This window comes from Vibrio navarrensis (assembly GCF_000764325.1).
Taxonomy (GTDB): Bacteria; Pseudomonadota; Gammaproteobacteria; order Enterobacterales; family Vibrionaceae; genus Vibrio; species Vibrio navarrensis.
Map to the genome: position 1 here is coordinate 864,988 of NZ_JMCG01000001.1, position 14,319 is coordinate 879,306.

At 49.7% G+C, this 14,319-nt stretch carries 9 protein-coding genes and 2 pseudogenes; 8 read left to right on the top strand and 3 right to left on the bottom strand.

The window, feature by feature from the left end; genetic code table 11:
* Positions 1-362 precede the first annotated feature (362 nt).
* Together EA26_RS03835 and EA26_RS20225 are read left to right on the top strand one after the other, a co-directional pair.
* Positions 363-1,385: a GGDEF domain-containing protein gene (locus EA26_RS03835; protein WP_039424311.1), complete on the top strand. Its 1,023-nt coding sequence runs from the start codon at positions 363-365 to the stop codon at positions 1,383-1,385.
* Positions 1,386-1,416: 31 nt separating this feature from the next.
* A complete protein-coding gene (locus EA26_RS20225; protein WP_081946362.1) occupies positions 1,417-1,641 on the top strand; it encodes a zinc ribbon domain-containing protein in 225 nt (74 codons plus the stop codon).
* On the opposite strand, the gene xseA is transcribed toward EA26_RS20225, so the two are convergent.
* Complete coding sequence (gene xseA / locus EA26_RS03840) at positions 1,634-2,965, bottom strand: exodeoxyribonuclease VII large subunit (protein ID WP_039424313.1); 1,332 nt, start codon at positions 2,963-2,965, stop codon at positions 1,634-1,636. The genes EA26_RS20225 and xseA overlap by 8 nt on opposite strands.
* A gap of 232 nt (positions 2,966-3,197) precedes the next feature.
* Between xseA and guaB the strand changes: the two genes are divergently transcribed.
* The 4 genes from guaB (at position 3,198) to EA26_RS03860 (ending at position 9,014) form a co-directional block, all read left to right on the top strand.
* Positions 3,198-4,661, top strand: coding sequence for an IMP dehydrogenase (gene guaB / locus EA26_RS03845; RefSeq protein WP_039424315.1), 1,464 nt, complete (start codon positions 3,198-3,200; stop codon positions 4,659-4,661).
* A 114-nt stretch (positions 4,662-4,775) separates the two neighbouring features.
* Positions 4,776-6,329 carry a glutamine-hydrolyzing GMP synthase gene (gene guaA, locus EA26_RS03850; RefSeq protein WP_039424317.1) on the top strand — a complete coding sequence of 518 codons (1,554 nt, stop codon included), beginning with the start codon at positions 4,776-4,778 and terminating at the stop codon, positions 6,327-6,329.
* 242 nt (positions 6,330-6,571) lie between these two features.
* Entirely contained in the window at positions 6,572-8,263 is a 1,692-nt protein-coding gene (locus EA26_RS03855) for a chitinase (RefSeq protein ID WP_039424318.1), read from the top strand.
* A 157-nt stretch (positions 8,264-8,420) separates the two neighbouring features.
* A complete protein-coding gene (locus EA26_RS03860) occupies positions 8,421-9,014 on the top strand; it encodes an acetate uptake transporter (protein WP_039424320.1) in 594 nt (197 codons plus the stop codon).
* A 123-nt stretch (positions 9,015-9,137) separates the two neighbouring features.
* On the opposite strand, the gene EA26_RS03865 is transcribed toward EA26_RS03860, so the two are convergent.
* Both EA26_RS03865 and EA26_RS03870 read right to left on the bottom strand, forming a co-directional pair.
* Entirely contained in the window at positions 9,138-10,679 is a 1,542-nt protein-coding gene (locus EA26_RS03865) for an alanine/glycine:cation symporter family protein (RefSeq protein ID WP_039424322.1), read from the bottom strand.
* A gap of 294 nt (positions 10,680-10,973) precedes the next feature.
* Positions 10,974-12,227, bottom strand: coding sequence for a D-amino acid dehydrogenase (locus tag EA26_RS03870; RefSeq protein ID WP_039424324.1), 1,254 nt, complete (start codon positions 12,225-12,227; stop codon positions 10,974-10,976).
* Positions 12,228-12,327: 100 nt separating this feature from the next.
* On the opposite strand from EA26_RS03870, the pseudogene EA26_RS03875 reads away from it, so the two are divergent.
* Positions 12,328-13,239, top strand: a pseudogene (locus tag EA26_RS03875) (LysR substrate-binding domain-containing protein).
* An 87-nt stretch (positions 13,240-13,326) separates the two neighbouring features.
* A pseudogene (locus EA26_RS03880) lies at positions 13,327-14,303 on the top strand (ion channel).
* Positions 14,304-14,319: the final 16 nt, after the last annotated feature.

Here is a 14,319-nt window from a genome sequence, read left to right on the forward strand (position 1 = left end):
CGCTACAGCGTCAAATGAATGTTGTCGGTAAATAGCTTTGAAAGATCGATCTTGAAAATTCTGAGGAAGTGATATTTTTTCTTTATTTGTGGAATATTAATTTGTTTTAAATTGAAATGCAGAACATGTAACTTATGCTTTCGGGCTATGGTGATATAAATATTCTTTTAGACGCTGATCGCTGATCAAATTTCAATAAGCAGAAGATCAATATAAGATCATACAAGCGTGTTTGAGTTCAGATTATAGCTATTTTTTCTGTGTTATTCTTTTGACCCAAATATATGAGTGGCTAAAATGTCACCGAAATAATAATAAATCATCGTCATGTAGCGTAAAGTCACGACAGAAGAGTACAGATTATGGACAGTAACAAGCTTTTGCAGGCTCACCGTGCGGTGAATGGCCTGCTGGGTAAATTGGCTCTTGGGCTGGAGAAAGATCAGCTTAATCAAGAGATCATTTCACTGTCAGAACATCTCTTTGACGCACGCAAAGCTTCGATCTTAAGGTTTGATCCCCAACAAAACACCCTGCACGTCGAATATGCTCCTTCTTTACCCGACTTTTACAATCAAGCAATTGAAGGGGTACGCGTCGGTGAAAAAGTGGGATCTTGCGGCGCTGCAGCTTTCCTACGGCAAACGGTGGTTGCTGAGAACATCAAGCTTCATCCTAATTGGCAACCTTATCTCGCGTTAACGCAAAAAGCGAATCTACACGCTTGTTGGTCGGTCCCCGTATTGTCACAAGATGAGCAAGTGCTGGGGACCTTTGCGATTTACAGTGATCAGCCGTCTTCCCCTTCTGAAGCCGAGCTGGAAATTTTGCAGATGTTGGCTACCTTGTACGCGGTCGCGTTAGAGAAATATCAGTGTGAACAGCAGCTTTATGACCATGTTAACCGTGATCCTCTAACCCAATGTTACAATCGGCGAATGTTACTACAATCTCCGCATCAGCAGTTCTCTACACCGGAACATGGGCAAGCGGTGGTTGGCTGCTTTTTTGTCGATGTGGATGATTTTAAATACATCAACGATCGCTTTGGGCATGATGTGGGCGATCAAGTCTTAATTGATCTCGCGCAGTGGCTGATGACTCGCAGCCCGCAAGAAGCCATGATTGCCCGTTACGGCGGTGATGAGTTTGTCATCATTGCGACTTTTGCTTCCGAGCAAGACTTTGAGCACTTTTATCGCCAGTTGCGCATCGGGATCAAATTGTTCTTTGTCATAGAAGATTATTCTGTGGCCGTCAGTATTGGTGCGGCATCTACACCAGCGCAAGGGGTGGTTGATCTCAACGAGCTGATCCGTCAAGCGGATCTCAGCATGTATCGTGTTAAGCGCCAGCACCGTGATGTAAGTGCAGGTTTGAGCTGAAAAGCTCACAACGAACAGTAAGGTAAGCGTTATGAATGAAAATCTCTGCCCACAGTGTCAAAACGAATTGCAATGGAATGGTCAATATCATTGCCAGCAGTGTGAGCAAGATTTTAAGAAGGTAGGATTTTGCCCAGAATGTACGGCAGAATTGGAAAAACTGCAGGCGTGTGGCGCTGCAAACTACTTTTGTAATACGTGCAATGAACTCAAATCCAAATCTCGAGTACGGTTTGTCTTTCAGTCCATCAGTTAACGGTCGAGCGAATTTCACCGTCCATTAAACGGGTGACCAGAGTGTCACCTGTTTTTGTTTGTGCCTGGCGGCTAATCACGTCGCCTTGTGCGTTTTGCGTGATCGAATAACCGCGTTTGAGCGTCGCTAGTGGGCTGACAGCATCCAGCTTTTCTGCCGCCAGAGCAATATGGTGGCGAAACGACAGTAATTTTCGCTCCATCGCATCTTGCAGCGCCTGTTCAGCCCGCGCCATTTTGTTTTGTTGCTGGCTAATTTGGCGAACGGGTGACTTGAGTTGTAATTGATAAAAAGCACGCGAGAGTGTGTTTTCTCGTTTGGCGAGATATTTTTCCATTGCCCGCTGCAGTTGAATCTGCAGCTCATCGGCTTGCTGCGCTTGGCGCAACAAACGATAACGAGGATGCTGTTTCTCTAGACGATGAGCAAATTCAACCACTTGACGATGTTGTGCGCTTAGGTAGTGGCGCCATGCACTACGCAGTTTCTGTTCTAGGCTGAGAAGCGCTTGATCTTTATGGCTGTGATCACGGCTGACCAGCTCTGCCGCCGCGGATGGGGTCGGGGCACGCAAGTCGGCAACAAAATCGGCAATGGTTACGTCAATTTCATGCCCTACCGCGGAAATGATGGGGATCTGACTGGCGGCAATGGTACGAGCGACAATCTCATGGTTAAAGCACCACAGATCTTCCAGTGAACCGCCACCACGCCCGACGATCAGTACATCACACTCATTGCGACTGTTGGCTCTGCCGATGGCTTGAGCGATCTGAATCGCCGCTTCTTCCCCTTGAACTAGTGTGGGGTAGATAACGACAGGCAAAGACGGATCTCGCCTTTTCAGTACATCAAGAATATCAAACAGCGCCGCGCCTGTTTTGGAGGTAATAACACCGACACACTTAGGGTGCTCAGGGATCGGCCGTTTGCTCGATTGGGCAAACAAGCCTTCGGCGGCTAACTTCATTTTGAGCTCATCAAATTGCTGCTGAAGACGACCATCGCCTTCCGCTTGCATGCTTTCGATGATTAATTGATAGTCGCCGCGCGGTTCATAGAGCGAAAGCCGAGCGCGCACCAGTACTTGATTGCCGTTGGCTGGTTTGAAAGAGACTTGGCGGTTGTTACCGCGAAACATGGCGCATTTGACCTGGGCCATCGAATCTTTAAGGGTGAAATACCAGTGACCAGAGACCGGAGCAGAGAAGTTAGAAATCTCACCAACTAACCACACAATCCCCATTTCATTTTCGAGTAACAGACGAACTTCAGAATTTAAACGCGAGACGGTGAAGATGTTTTGATTGGTCAGAGAAGACAAAGCTAATCCCGTGGACGTGGGTATTGAAGTTAGCCGCAATATAATACATAGCAAGGGGTTGAATGCAAGAAAAAAAATCAAAAAATTTGTGGTCAAGCGATTGCGTTGACCGTATAATCCGTCCGCAATATCTAATCCAAATGCAACTGAGTCCCATGACGAGTTGTCCTCATTACGCGAAACGATGAGATTGGGTTGTTCTTTTTACTTATCTAGTTGTGAGATATTGCAAATGCTAAGAATTGCCAAAGAAGCGCTGACATTCGATGACGTACTGCTCGTGCCAGCACACTCCACCGTTCTCCCAAACACCGCTGATCTTCGCACTCAGCTGACCAAGAACATTACCCTCAATATTCCGATGATCTCTGCTTCTATGGATACAGTGACGGAAGCCCGTCTGGCTATCGCATTGGCGCAGGAAGGTGGCATTGGCTTTATCCACAAAAACATGTCAATCGAGCAGCAGGCTGCTGAAGTTCGCCAGGTGAAGAAGTTCGAAGCGGGCGTGGTCAGCGACCCAGTGACGGTCAGTCCTGACGCAACCATCGCTGATGTGGTGGCGCTTACGGAAAAGCACGGTTTTGCTGGTTTCCCCGTGGTGACGGAAAGCAATGAACTGGTGGGCATCATCACCGGTCGTGACGTACGTTTTGTCACTGATCTTTCCAAGAAAGTCTCTTCTGTGATGACGCCAAAAGCGAACCTTGCAGCGGTCAAAGAAGGTGCAACCCGCGCAGAAGTGCAAGAAAAAATGCACGAAGCACGCGTTGAGAAAGTGCTGGTGGTGAATGATGAGTTCCAACTGACCGGCATGATCACTGCAAAAGACTTCCATAAAGCAGAACGTAAACCGAATGCGTGTAAAGATGAGCGTGGTCGTTTGCGTGTTGGCGCTGCGGTTGGCGCCGGTGCGGGCAACGAAGAGCGTGTTGCTGCACTGGTTGAAGCAGGCGTTGACGTGTTGCTGATTGATTCTTCACACGGCCATTCTGAAGGCGTGCTGCAACGTATTCGTGCGACTCGCGAAGCGTTTCCTCATCTTGATATTATCGGCGGCAATGTGGCAACGGCTGCGGGCGCAAAAGCATTGATTGAAGCTGGCGTAAGCGCAGTGAAAGTGGGCATTGGCCCAGGTTCTATCTGTACGACGCGTATCGTAACGGGTGTGGGTGTGCCACAAATCACTGCGATTGCCGATGCTGCTGAAGTGGCTAACCAATACGGGATTCCAGTCATCGCTGACGGCGGTATCCGCTTCTCTGGTGACATTTGTAAAGCGATTGCGGCGGGCGCTTCTTGCGTCATGGTCGGATCGATGTTTGCGGGTACTGAAGAAGCACCGGGCGAAGTGATTCTGTACAACGGCCGTTCTTACAAAGCTTACCGTGGCATGGGCTCTTTGGGTGCGATGTCTCAAGGTTCCTCTGATCGTTACTTCCAATCTGATAACGCGGCAGACAAGCTGGTTCCAGAAGGCATTGAAGGCCGCATCGCTTACAAAGGCCGCCTGAAAGAGATCGTTCACCAACAAATGGGCGGTCTGCGCTCAAGCATGGGTCTGACGGGCAGTGCCACCATCGAAGAGATGCGTACCAAAGCCGAGTTTGTGCGTATCACTGGGGCCGGTATGCAAGAGTCTCACGTTCACGACGTACAGATCACCAAAGAAGCGCCAAACTACCGTTTAGGCTAATCGCTTCGACAAGGATTAGCGCAACGTAAACGTTTGCTTTTTCCTTGAAGCATTGATGAGAGGCGAGTAGACTCGCCTCGTTTTCTTAACCAGCTTAAAAAAAGACTGCCCAAAATGACTAAAAATATTCATGACCAACGTATTCTGATCTTGGACTTCGGTTCTCAGTACACTCAGCTTGTTGCGCGCCGTGTACGTGAAATTGGTGTTTACTGCGAGCTATGGAGCTGGGATGTTGAAGAGGCGGATATTCGTGAATTCAATCCAGATGGCATCATTCTTTCTGGTGGCCCAGAGAGCGTAACGGAAGAAAATTCTCCGCGTGCGCCTCAATATGTATTTGATTCTGGAGTGCCTGTACTGGGTGTGTGCTACGGCATGCAAACCATGGCTGAGCAACTAGGCGGCAAAGTGTCGACTTCGGATGAGTGTGAGTTTGGTTACGCTGCGGTCAAAGTGTCTGGCGAATCTGCGCTGTTTAAAGACCTTGAACTGACGCAAGACGTTTGGATGAGCCACGGCGACAAAGTGGTCGAGATCCCAGCAGATTTCGTTAAAGTCGGCGAGACTGACACCTGCCCTTACGCCGCTATGGCCAATGAAGAGAAGAAATACTACGGTGTTCAGTTCCACCCAGAAGTGACGCACACCAAAAATGGCCTACAAATGCTAGAGAACTTTGTTCTTGGCGTGTGTGGTTGTGAGCGTCTGTGGACCTCTGAGTCGATCATCGAAGACGCCGTGGCGCGTATTAAAGAGCAAGTGGGCAATGATGAAGTTATCCTCGGCCTTTCAGGTGGCGTTGACTCTTCCGTGGTTGCTATGCTGGTTCACCGCGCAATTGGTGATCGCCTGACTTGCGTATTTGTTGACAACGGTCTGCTGCGTTTGAACGAAGGCCAGCAAGTGATGGACATGTTCGGCGACAAATTCGGTTTGAATATCATCAAAGTCGACGCTGAAGATCGTTTCCTTGAAGCGCTTAAAGGTATTGATGAACCTGAAGCGAAACGCAAAACCATTGGTCGTGTTTTTGTTGAAGTGTTTGACGAAGAGTCGAAGAAACTGAAAAACGCGAAATGGTTAGCTCAAGGCACCATTTATCCAGACGTGATCGAATCTGCGGCATCGAAAACGGGTAAAGCGCATGTGATCAAATCTCACCACAACGTGGGCGGTTTGCCAGAAGACATGAAAATGGGTCTGGTTGAGCCACTGCGTGAGCTGTTTAAAGATGAAGTGCGCAAAATTGGTTTGGAGCTTGGCTTGCCTTACAACATGCTTTACCGCCACCCATTCCCAGGTCCGGGTCTTGGTGTGCGCGTATTGGGTGAAATTAAGAAAGAGTACTGTGACTTGCTACGTCGCGCCGACGCTATCTTCATTGAAGAGTTGCATGCGGCCGATCTGTACAACAAAGTTTCTCAAGCCTTTACTGTATTCTTGCCAGTTCGTTCTGTTGGTGTGATGGGCGATGGCCGTAAATATGACTGGGTTGTGTCGCTGCGTGCGGTGGAAACCATCGACTTTATGACCGCACATTGGGCGCATTTGCCGTATGAATTCTTGGGTAAAGTATCAAACCGCATTATCAACGAAGTGAATGGCATTTCTCGCGTGGTGTACGACATCTCCGGCAAACCGCCTGCAACCATCGAGTGGGAATAATTCTCACTAAGTCTGTTCAACAAACCCTGAGCTGTGTCTCAGGGTTTTTTTATCTCTGGTTCTCTCATTTTGCTGGTTTTGGAACAGGGCAGGCATAAGTGATGTCGTAGGATGTTGTGCGGTTTTCATCTCATCAAAATGACTCGCATTTCTCATGTTTACCCGCGTTTGTTACTGCCTAGTTTGTCGATAACGGTCTAATCTGCTGAGTAAATTCACTGTGTAGAGTAGAGGATAAAACGATGAACATCTCCCATCTGTCGCTGTTGATTGGCTGCGTACTGGCGGCCGGAGCGCAGGCAGCGATGACGATTCAGCCCGACCCGCAAAATGCGAATGGCTATTTGGTTTCGCGCGCAGAGTTGCAAGCGGCGGAACAAGCCAAAACGGCTAATCCCATGTATGCGATTTGGTCGCAAGCCCTGCAAACACGCCCCAACTCCGTGGTTGAAGCGATAGAGCCGGGTGCCAGCAGCAATCCAGAAAACGTGAAACGAGTCGAACGTGTGTTCCCGCAAAGCGAGTGGGATTTCTTAACCCAGATGGCGGCGCCGGAGTACACTTACACCCGTTTTTTGCGTGCAGTGGGCAAGTTTCCTGCTTTTTGTGGGGAGTACAGCGATGGGCGAAATTCGGATGCGATTTGTAAAAAGTCCATCGTGACCGCTTTTGCTCACTTCTCTCAAGAGACTGGCGGCCACATTGCCAAAGACAATGTTTCAGATAACCCTTTAGCTTTGGAAGAGTGGCAACAAGCGTTGGTGCATGTGCGTGAAATGGGCTGGTCTGAGGGGCAAGCGGGTTACACGACTGGCTGTGGTCAAAACGATTGGCAGAATCAGCGCTGGCCGTGTGAAGCTGGTCAAGGCTATTTTGGTCGCGGCGCTAAACAGCTCTCTTATCATTTCAATTACGGCGCATTTTCCGAAGTGATGTTTGACGGCGATGCGACAGTACTGCTGAAAAATCCTGCGCTGGTGGCGGACTCTTGGCTCAATTTAGCTTCGGCAATTTGGTTTTTCTTAACCCCGCAAGCCCCCAAACCCGCTATGCTGCACGTGATTGATCGCACTTGGGTTCCGTCGCAGCGTGAAATCGATGCCGGAATTGGCTATGGCTTTGGCACCACCATCAATGTGATCAATGGCGGGATAGAGTGCGGTGAGCAGAACAAAAACAAAGGCCAGCCAGTGAACCGTATTCGCTACTGGGAAGGGTTGGCGGAGCATTATCAGATCCCGATTGAAGCCGACGAGAAAAACACCTGCTGGCAACAAACGCCGTACGGCAGCCTCAATCTTAATGGTGCGACTGATGTGTTGTACACCAACTGGGATGGCAACTGGAAATACTATGCAGATCGCCCCGGAGGCTATTCGTTCGAGTGTGAGTTAGTTGGCTTTCAAACAGCGTACTCGGCTTTGGTGCCCGGAGACTACGAAAAATGCGTGAGCAATTTTTATGGCTCGCACGCTAGCTGGCCGCAAGTACGAGTGGTGGATAAACTCGATCCTGTTGACCCCGGAACTGAGCCGGGCGGCAATGGTTGGGAGAGCAGTAAAGTTTACCTAGCGGGCGATCTTGTGACTTACCAAGGCGCGACCTATAAAGCGAAATGGTGGACTCAAGGTGATGATCCAAGCAAAGGTGGCCCATGGGAGCTAGTGGCGGGAACACCATCGGAGCCTACGCCAACACCAGATCCGGTTCCTACGCCGGATCCGACTCCAGATCCAACCCCAACACCGGACCCAATTCCCGATCCGACACCGATTCCAGACACGTTTGTGCAGTGGGAACCGGGAGCAAGCCAAGTGGCCAATGGTGACAAAGTGACGTACAACGGAAAATGTTTTGTGGCCAAAAATGGCCCGGGCGTATGGGAAACCCCGACGCAGTCCAACTGGTTCTGGGATGAAATATCCTGTCAGTAAAAGAAGTTAGCCAAAGAGGCTCTGCATGCGCGGGGCCTCTCTTTTTTACTGGCTTTATCTGGAAACTTAGTTTGCACTTTCGCCTTCTATCTTTTATCCAAGGCTCAATTAAAATCCGCGCGTAATTTTTATCAACATTTTTGAAAGGTAAGTGCCGATGTCTACTAAACTGGCTAACCCAGCGCCACTCGGTCTGATGGGTTTTGGTATGACCACCATCCTGCTGAACATCCATAACGCAGGTTTTTTCCCAATCGACTCTATGATTCTGGCTATGGGCATCTTTTACGGTGGTCTGAGCCAAGTGATCGTCGGCATCATGTGCTTTAAACGTGGCGACACGTTTGGTACGACGGCCTTCACCTCTTACGGTCTTTTCTGGCTGACTTTAGTCGGTTTGATCGTGATGCCAAAAATGGGTCTGCCAGCCAGCCCAGCACCATTCATGGGATGGTACTTGGCGCTATGGGGGATTTTCACTGGTTTCATGTTTATCGGTTCTCTATGCTACCCAACGGCGAAGCAAGTGGTATTCGGTTCACTGACTATCCTGTTTGCGCTATTGGCGGCACGTGATTTCACCGGCAGCGAACTGATCGGCACCATCGCTGGTTTCGAAGGTATTTTCTGTGGCGCAAGCGCGGTTTACTTTGCGATGGCGCAAGTGCTGAACAACGAATACGGCCGCACTATTCTGCCAATTGGTGAGAAGAAAGCACCTGCAGTGAAAGCGCAAGAGCTTGCTGCTTAAGCTGAAAATTTCGGGAACAGTTAAAAGGGGTTAGCCACTGGCTAACCCCTCTTTTTTAGAGCCCCGTAGGGCAATACTGCTTTTTCTTATTATGCGATGTTGTGTGTTGCACTTCCGTAGAAGTTAGAGTGAAGGCTGCTCCACGGCGCGGGTGGCTTTATCATCCGCTTGTGGCGCTTGACCAGTTTTACGCTTGTACTTCTCTTCCCAGTAAGTCGCACCTGAAATGCCGAGTTTGACCGGGTTAAAGATAAACTCTGTCACGCCTTGCTTTTGTTGTTCTTCATAATCTTGCAGCGCTTTGAGAGCGGGTTTAGACATGAAGAAGATGATCAGAATACCAACAATGTTGAGCCACGCCATCAAACCAACACCGACGTCACCCATTGCCCAAGCTAAGTCTGCGGTTTTCACCGTGCCGTAGAACACCACAGAGATCAGCACCACTTTCAGAACAAACATCAGGCCATCGACTTTAAAGGTGCGACGGATGTAAGCGATGTTGGTTTCAGCGATGTAGTAGTAAGCCAAAATAGTAGTAAAGGCGAAGAAGAACAGTGCAATGGCGATAAATGGTTTACCGACGCCAGGCAGCGCGCTTTCAATCGCCATCTGCGTATAGACAGGGCTGTTAGCAGCTATGTCTGCGGCAATGTTTTGTACCAAGAAACCTTCTGCACCGTGTACGTTGTAGGCACCGGTAATCAGGATCATAAACGCGGTTGCCGAACACACCAGCAGTGTATCAATGTAGATAGAGAAAGACTGCACCAGACCTTGCTGCGCAGGGTGCTCAACACTCGCCGCAGCGGCTGCATGAGGGCCCGTACCTTGGCCTGCTTCGTTCGAGTAAACACCACGTTTTACCCCCCAGCCAATTGCCGCACCAATACCAGCCATTGGTGTGAACGCATCACCGACAATCATGGCAACAATACGGGGTACTTCACCGATGTTGAGTAGAATGATGACGAATGCGGTGATGATGTAAGCCAACGCCATGAAAGGCACCACCACCTGAGTAAAGCTGGCAATACGTTTTACCCCACCGAAGATGATGAAAGCGAGGATGACTGAGATAACCGTACCAGTGAAAATTTTCGCAAAACTGAAGGTACCGATAGCGGTGTCAATCATATCACCTGAACCGAATGCCGCTTCAACCGCATTGCCGATGCTGTTGGACTGCACGCCCGGTAGCAGCACGCCACAGGCAAAGATGGTCGAGATGGCGAAGATCCACGCATACCACTTCTGCCCCATGGCTTTTTCAATATAGTAAGCGGGACCACCGCGGAACTCGCCGTTGTCTTCTTCTTTGTAGATTTGCGCCAAAGTGGATTCGGCATACGCGGTTGCAGCGCCGAAAAACGCCACTACCCACATCCAGAAAACCGCACCCGGGCCACCGAAGCCGATGGCGGCAGCAACGCCGGCAATGTTACCTGTACCCACACGACCAGAGAGTGAAACGGCGAGTGCTTGGAAAGAAGAGATACCTTTGGTGGAACTTTTGCCAGAAAGAAGCAGACGCCACATTTCAAAGAAATGACGGACTTGCACGAAGCGCGTCATGATGGAGTAGAACAGACCTGCGCCCAAGCACAGATAGATCAGTGCTGGGCTCCAAATTATTCCATTCAGAAAATCAACGAATGACTGCATGAGTATTTTCCCTGTTGTGTGTTTGTAGTGTTTGTTTTGAGTATTTTCTGTTCGGTATATTAATCTTTTTGTAACTCAAATGTTAACCAAAATATCTACAAACTGTCAGGTTCGTGATTTTGAACACAAAATGCTAACAAAATGTTAAAACTCGGTCGGGTTTACCGCAATTGATGAAAGAGGAGAGGTTTCAATAGATATTGCTGATAAATGCAGAATAATGCATTGCAGTAACAGACAGAGCTGGTGTATGAGTGTCACTGCAATTGGTCAGGATATTAGAGCGATCTGCTGTTAACTGGCGTAACGGAAGTAATCTAAGCCAGAAATGGGCTTTTGCTGTTCGCCGCTAATCACTTGCGCCAACAGGTGGCCAGAGCCGCACGCCATGGTCCAGCCAAGTGTTCCGTGTCCGGTATTGGTATAAAGGTTGCCTATCGGTGTGCGGCCAATCAGTGGCGTACCATCGGGCGTCATTGGGCGAAAGCCCGTCCAAAATTCGGCTTTAGTAAAATCACCGCAGTGTGGGAAGAGATCTTTCACCACCATCGCAATCGTTGCTTTGCGCTTTTCAGGAATGGCGGGATCAAATCCAGCCAACTCCGCCGTACCTGCGACGCGGATTCGGTCGTCAAAGCGCGTCAGCGCCACTTTATAGGTTTCGTCCATCACGGTGGATACAGGGGCTTGCTGTGCATCGCTGATTGGCACCGTCAGCGAGTAGCCTTTGACCGGATAAACCGGAATGTCGATGCCTACGGTCGCCAAAAGCGAGGTGGAGTAACTGCCCATGGCCACCACGTACACGTCGGCTTGTAAGTCGCCTTGGTCAGTGGCGACGGCGATCACGTGATTGCCTTCGGTTTTCAGCGCTTGAATTTGCGTGTTGAACAAGAACGCTACCCCGTGCGCTTTCGCCAGCTCCGTCATTTGTTGGCAAAAGAGATAGCAATCGCCCGTTTCGTCATCGGGCAGGTATAAACCGCCAGTCAGCTTGTCACTTACCGCGGCAAGCCCGGGCTCTTGCTTGATGCATTGCTCTACGCTCATACGTTGAAAGCGAGTGCCACTTTGTTCAAGCAGTGCAATGTCCTTTTCTATCGCTTTGAGCTGTTTTTGATTGCGGAAGACTTGCAGTGTGCCTTGCTGACGGCCTTGATACTCTATGTGGTGTTCTTGACGCAGCGCACTCAGGCACTCTCTGCTGTGATTGGCGATGCCGAGCATACGTGCTTTGTTAATTTGGTAGCGGCTGAGCTGGCAGTTGCTTAGCATTTGCGTCGCCCACTTGAACAGTTGCGGATCGAGCGATGGCTTAATTTTTAGTGGCGCGTGCTCTTCCAGCAGCCAACGGATGGCTTTTTGCGGAATGCCCGGCGCGGCCCAAGGCGAGGAGTAGCCATAGGAAATTTGTCCGGCATTGGCAAAGCTGGTCTCTTCACCGCTGCGTGACTGCCTATCGACCACGGTCACTTGATAGCCTGCTTTTTGCAAATACCATGCACTCATTAAACCCACGACACCGCTGCCTAACACCACTGCTTTCATCGACGTTCTCCTCGTTAGAAACAGCGTGAGTTTCCATTGTTTACAAGCCAGTAACAATCGATATAAATTAATCGCAGATTATAGAAAAACTAAATGCAAAATGACGACATTAATCAAAAGTAGCCACCTTGCCGCACTCTACACCTTTGTAGAAGTGGGAAAACACACCAGCCTGACAGCAGCTGCCAAGCAGTTATGCTTAACCACTGGGGCGGTGAGTCAGCAACTTCTCCAGTTGGAACAGCAACTTGGTTTTAGTTTATTTGAACGGCACTCGCGCGGTATTCGCTTCACCGACAAGGGCCGGCAGTTGCATCAGTGTGCTAGTGTCCACTTAGGTGAAATTGAGGCGGAAGTGGGGCGTTTGCGTCAAGAGCAGGGACGAGCGCAAGAAGTGCGCCTCAAGTTGACGCCGTCATTTGCTTTCAAATGGTTAGTGCCTAAGCTGGACAGTTTTCATCAGCAATATCCGGAAATTCAGATCCAAATTTTTGCCGAAGGGGCGCTGGTTAACAGTGACACCCGAGATTTTGATCTGGCGATCGATTACCGCCCTCATCCCTATCGTCACCCCAATGCCGAATTGCTGCTGGATGAGTCTTTGTTGCCGGTGATGAGTGGCAAATATTTGCACGCTCACCTTTGGCTGAGCAAGACCAGTTACACCCCACAAGAGTGGGCCAGCGTGGTGCTGCTGCATGATGCCATGCCGTGGGAAAAAGCGGCCCGCGATTTTGAATGGCTCAGTTAGGTGGCCGAGCGGCGTTTGGATCTACCGACCGATCGTGGCCATTTCTTTAACCGTACCGATATGGCGATGTCGGCGGCTGAGGCGGGCGTTGGCATTGCCATGGCACGCATGGCGCTGATTGACAACGAACTGGAGAGCGGGCGTTTGGTTTCTCCATTTCAGCCGATCAAAGCCAACGCAGGTTACTACTTGATCCGCAATAGCGAAAACGACAGCACGGCGGCGTTTATCGCCTGGCTCAAACGGCAAATTAACAACTGAGTTGAAACTCAATAGCAGGCATCTACACTTAGTCTGACAGCGAAAGTGCGTATCCGCACTTTTTGTTTGATACAACGAGGCAGCAAAATGAAGTCAGATAAAGGCCGATGCCGCTATCAAAATCCTGATGGCTGGTGCTGCGATCAACCCAGTGGCGAATCGGGCCTCTGTTATTGGCACGATCCCGAGATAGATAAAAGCAACCACGATGTAAAATCTCAGGTTGAGCAATGGGCAGCAGAAGGTAAACCTTTAGACGGATTTCAGTTGGCAAAAACAAACTTGGCGGATCTTAATCTGGTCAATCGGGCAGCAAAGTGGGTTACCAGTGTCGTGAGGCCGATTTTTACCGTGCCGATCTCAGTGATGCGCACTTTTTTGGCTTAGATCTGCGCGGCTCGTCGCTGATGAAGTGTAAACTGGTCAGCGCTAACTTGCATTGCGCGCGCTTAGAAGGGTGCAATCTACTCGGCGCGGATCTTTCGCGAGCACGGCTGGAAAACATCGATTGGGGTAGCGAGCTCAAGCAGGAGCGTCAAGCTCGGCAAGCCAAGCAAAAGGGCGATCTGCACAAAGCCGAGTCGCTGTGGCAGGAAGTGGAAGAGGTGTGCCGTGGCATTCGTAAGCAGTGTGAAAAGCAGGGCTTATTTGAAACGGCTGGGATGTTTTTCAAAAAAGAGATGCGTTTTCGCCGCTATCAAATGCCGAAGATGAGCATGCAGCGTGTTCTTTCCAAACTGGTGGATATTTTTTGTGGTTACGGTGAAGATCCGTTACGCGTGGTGCTGTTTTCCATCTTCCTCATTTTGGCTTGCGCCAGCGCATATTTCTTTCTCGACACCACTTCTGCTAACCCGATTTACGCCGACATGACGGGTTGGAAGTTCTATCTGTTTGAATTTTTGAACGCGGTCTATTTTAGTGTTGTGACCTTCACTACTCTCGGTTATGGCGATATTTCACCGGTTGGGATGGCGCGCTTTATCGCCGCCCTTGAGGCCTTTCTCGGCAGCTTCACCATGGCACTGTTTGTGGTGGTGTTTGTCAAGAAGATGACCCGATAACCGGAGTTTGGTTCAT

Bases quoted from the DNA above. Each gene is read 5' to 3' on its own strand.
- EA26_RS03835 (WP_039424311.1), top strand. From the start codon at position 363: ATGGACAGTAACAAGCTTTTGCAGGCTCACCGTGCGGTGAATGGCCTG.
- EA26_RS03860 (WP_039424320.1), top strand. From the start codon at position 8,421: ATGTCTACTAAACTGGCTAACCCAGCGCCACTCGGTCTGATGGGTTTT.
- EA26_RS03865 (WP_039424322.1), bottom strand. From the start codon at position 10,679: ATGCAGTCATTCGTTGATTTTCTGAATGGAATAATTTGGAGCCCAGCA.
- EA26_RS03855 (WP_039424318.1), top strand. From the start codon at position 6,572: ATGAACATCTCCCATCTGTCGCTGTTGATTGGCTGCGTACTGGCGGCC.
- EA26_RS20225 (WP_081946362.1), top strand. From the start codon at position 1,417: ATGAATGAAAATCTCTGCCCACAGTGTCAAAACGAATTGCAATGGAAT.
- guaB (WP_039424315.1), top strand. From the start codon at position 3,198: ATGCTAAGAATTGCCAAAGAAGCGCTGACATTCGATGACGTACTGCTC.
- guaA (WP_039424317.1), top strand. From the start codon at position 4,776: ATGACTAAAAATATTCATGACCAACGTATTCTGATCTTGGACTTCGGT.
- EA26_RS03870 (WP_039424324.1), bottom strand. From the start codon at position 12,227: ATGAAAGCAGTGGTGTTAGGCAGCGGTGTCGTGGGTTTAATGAGTGCA.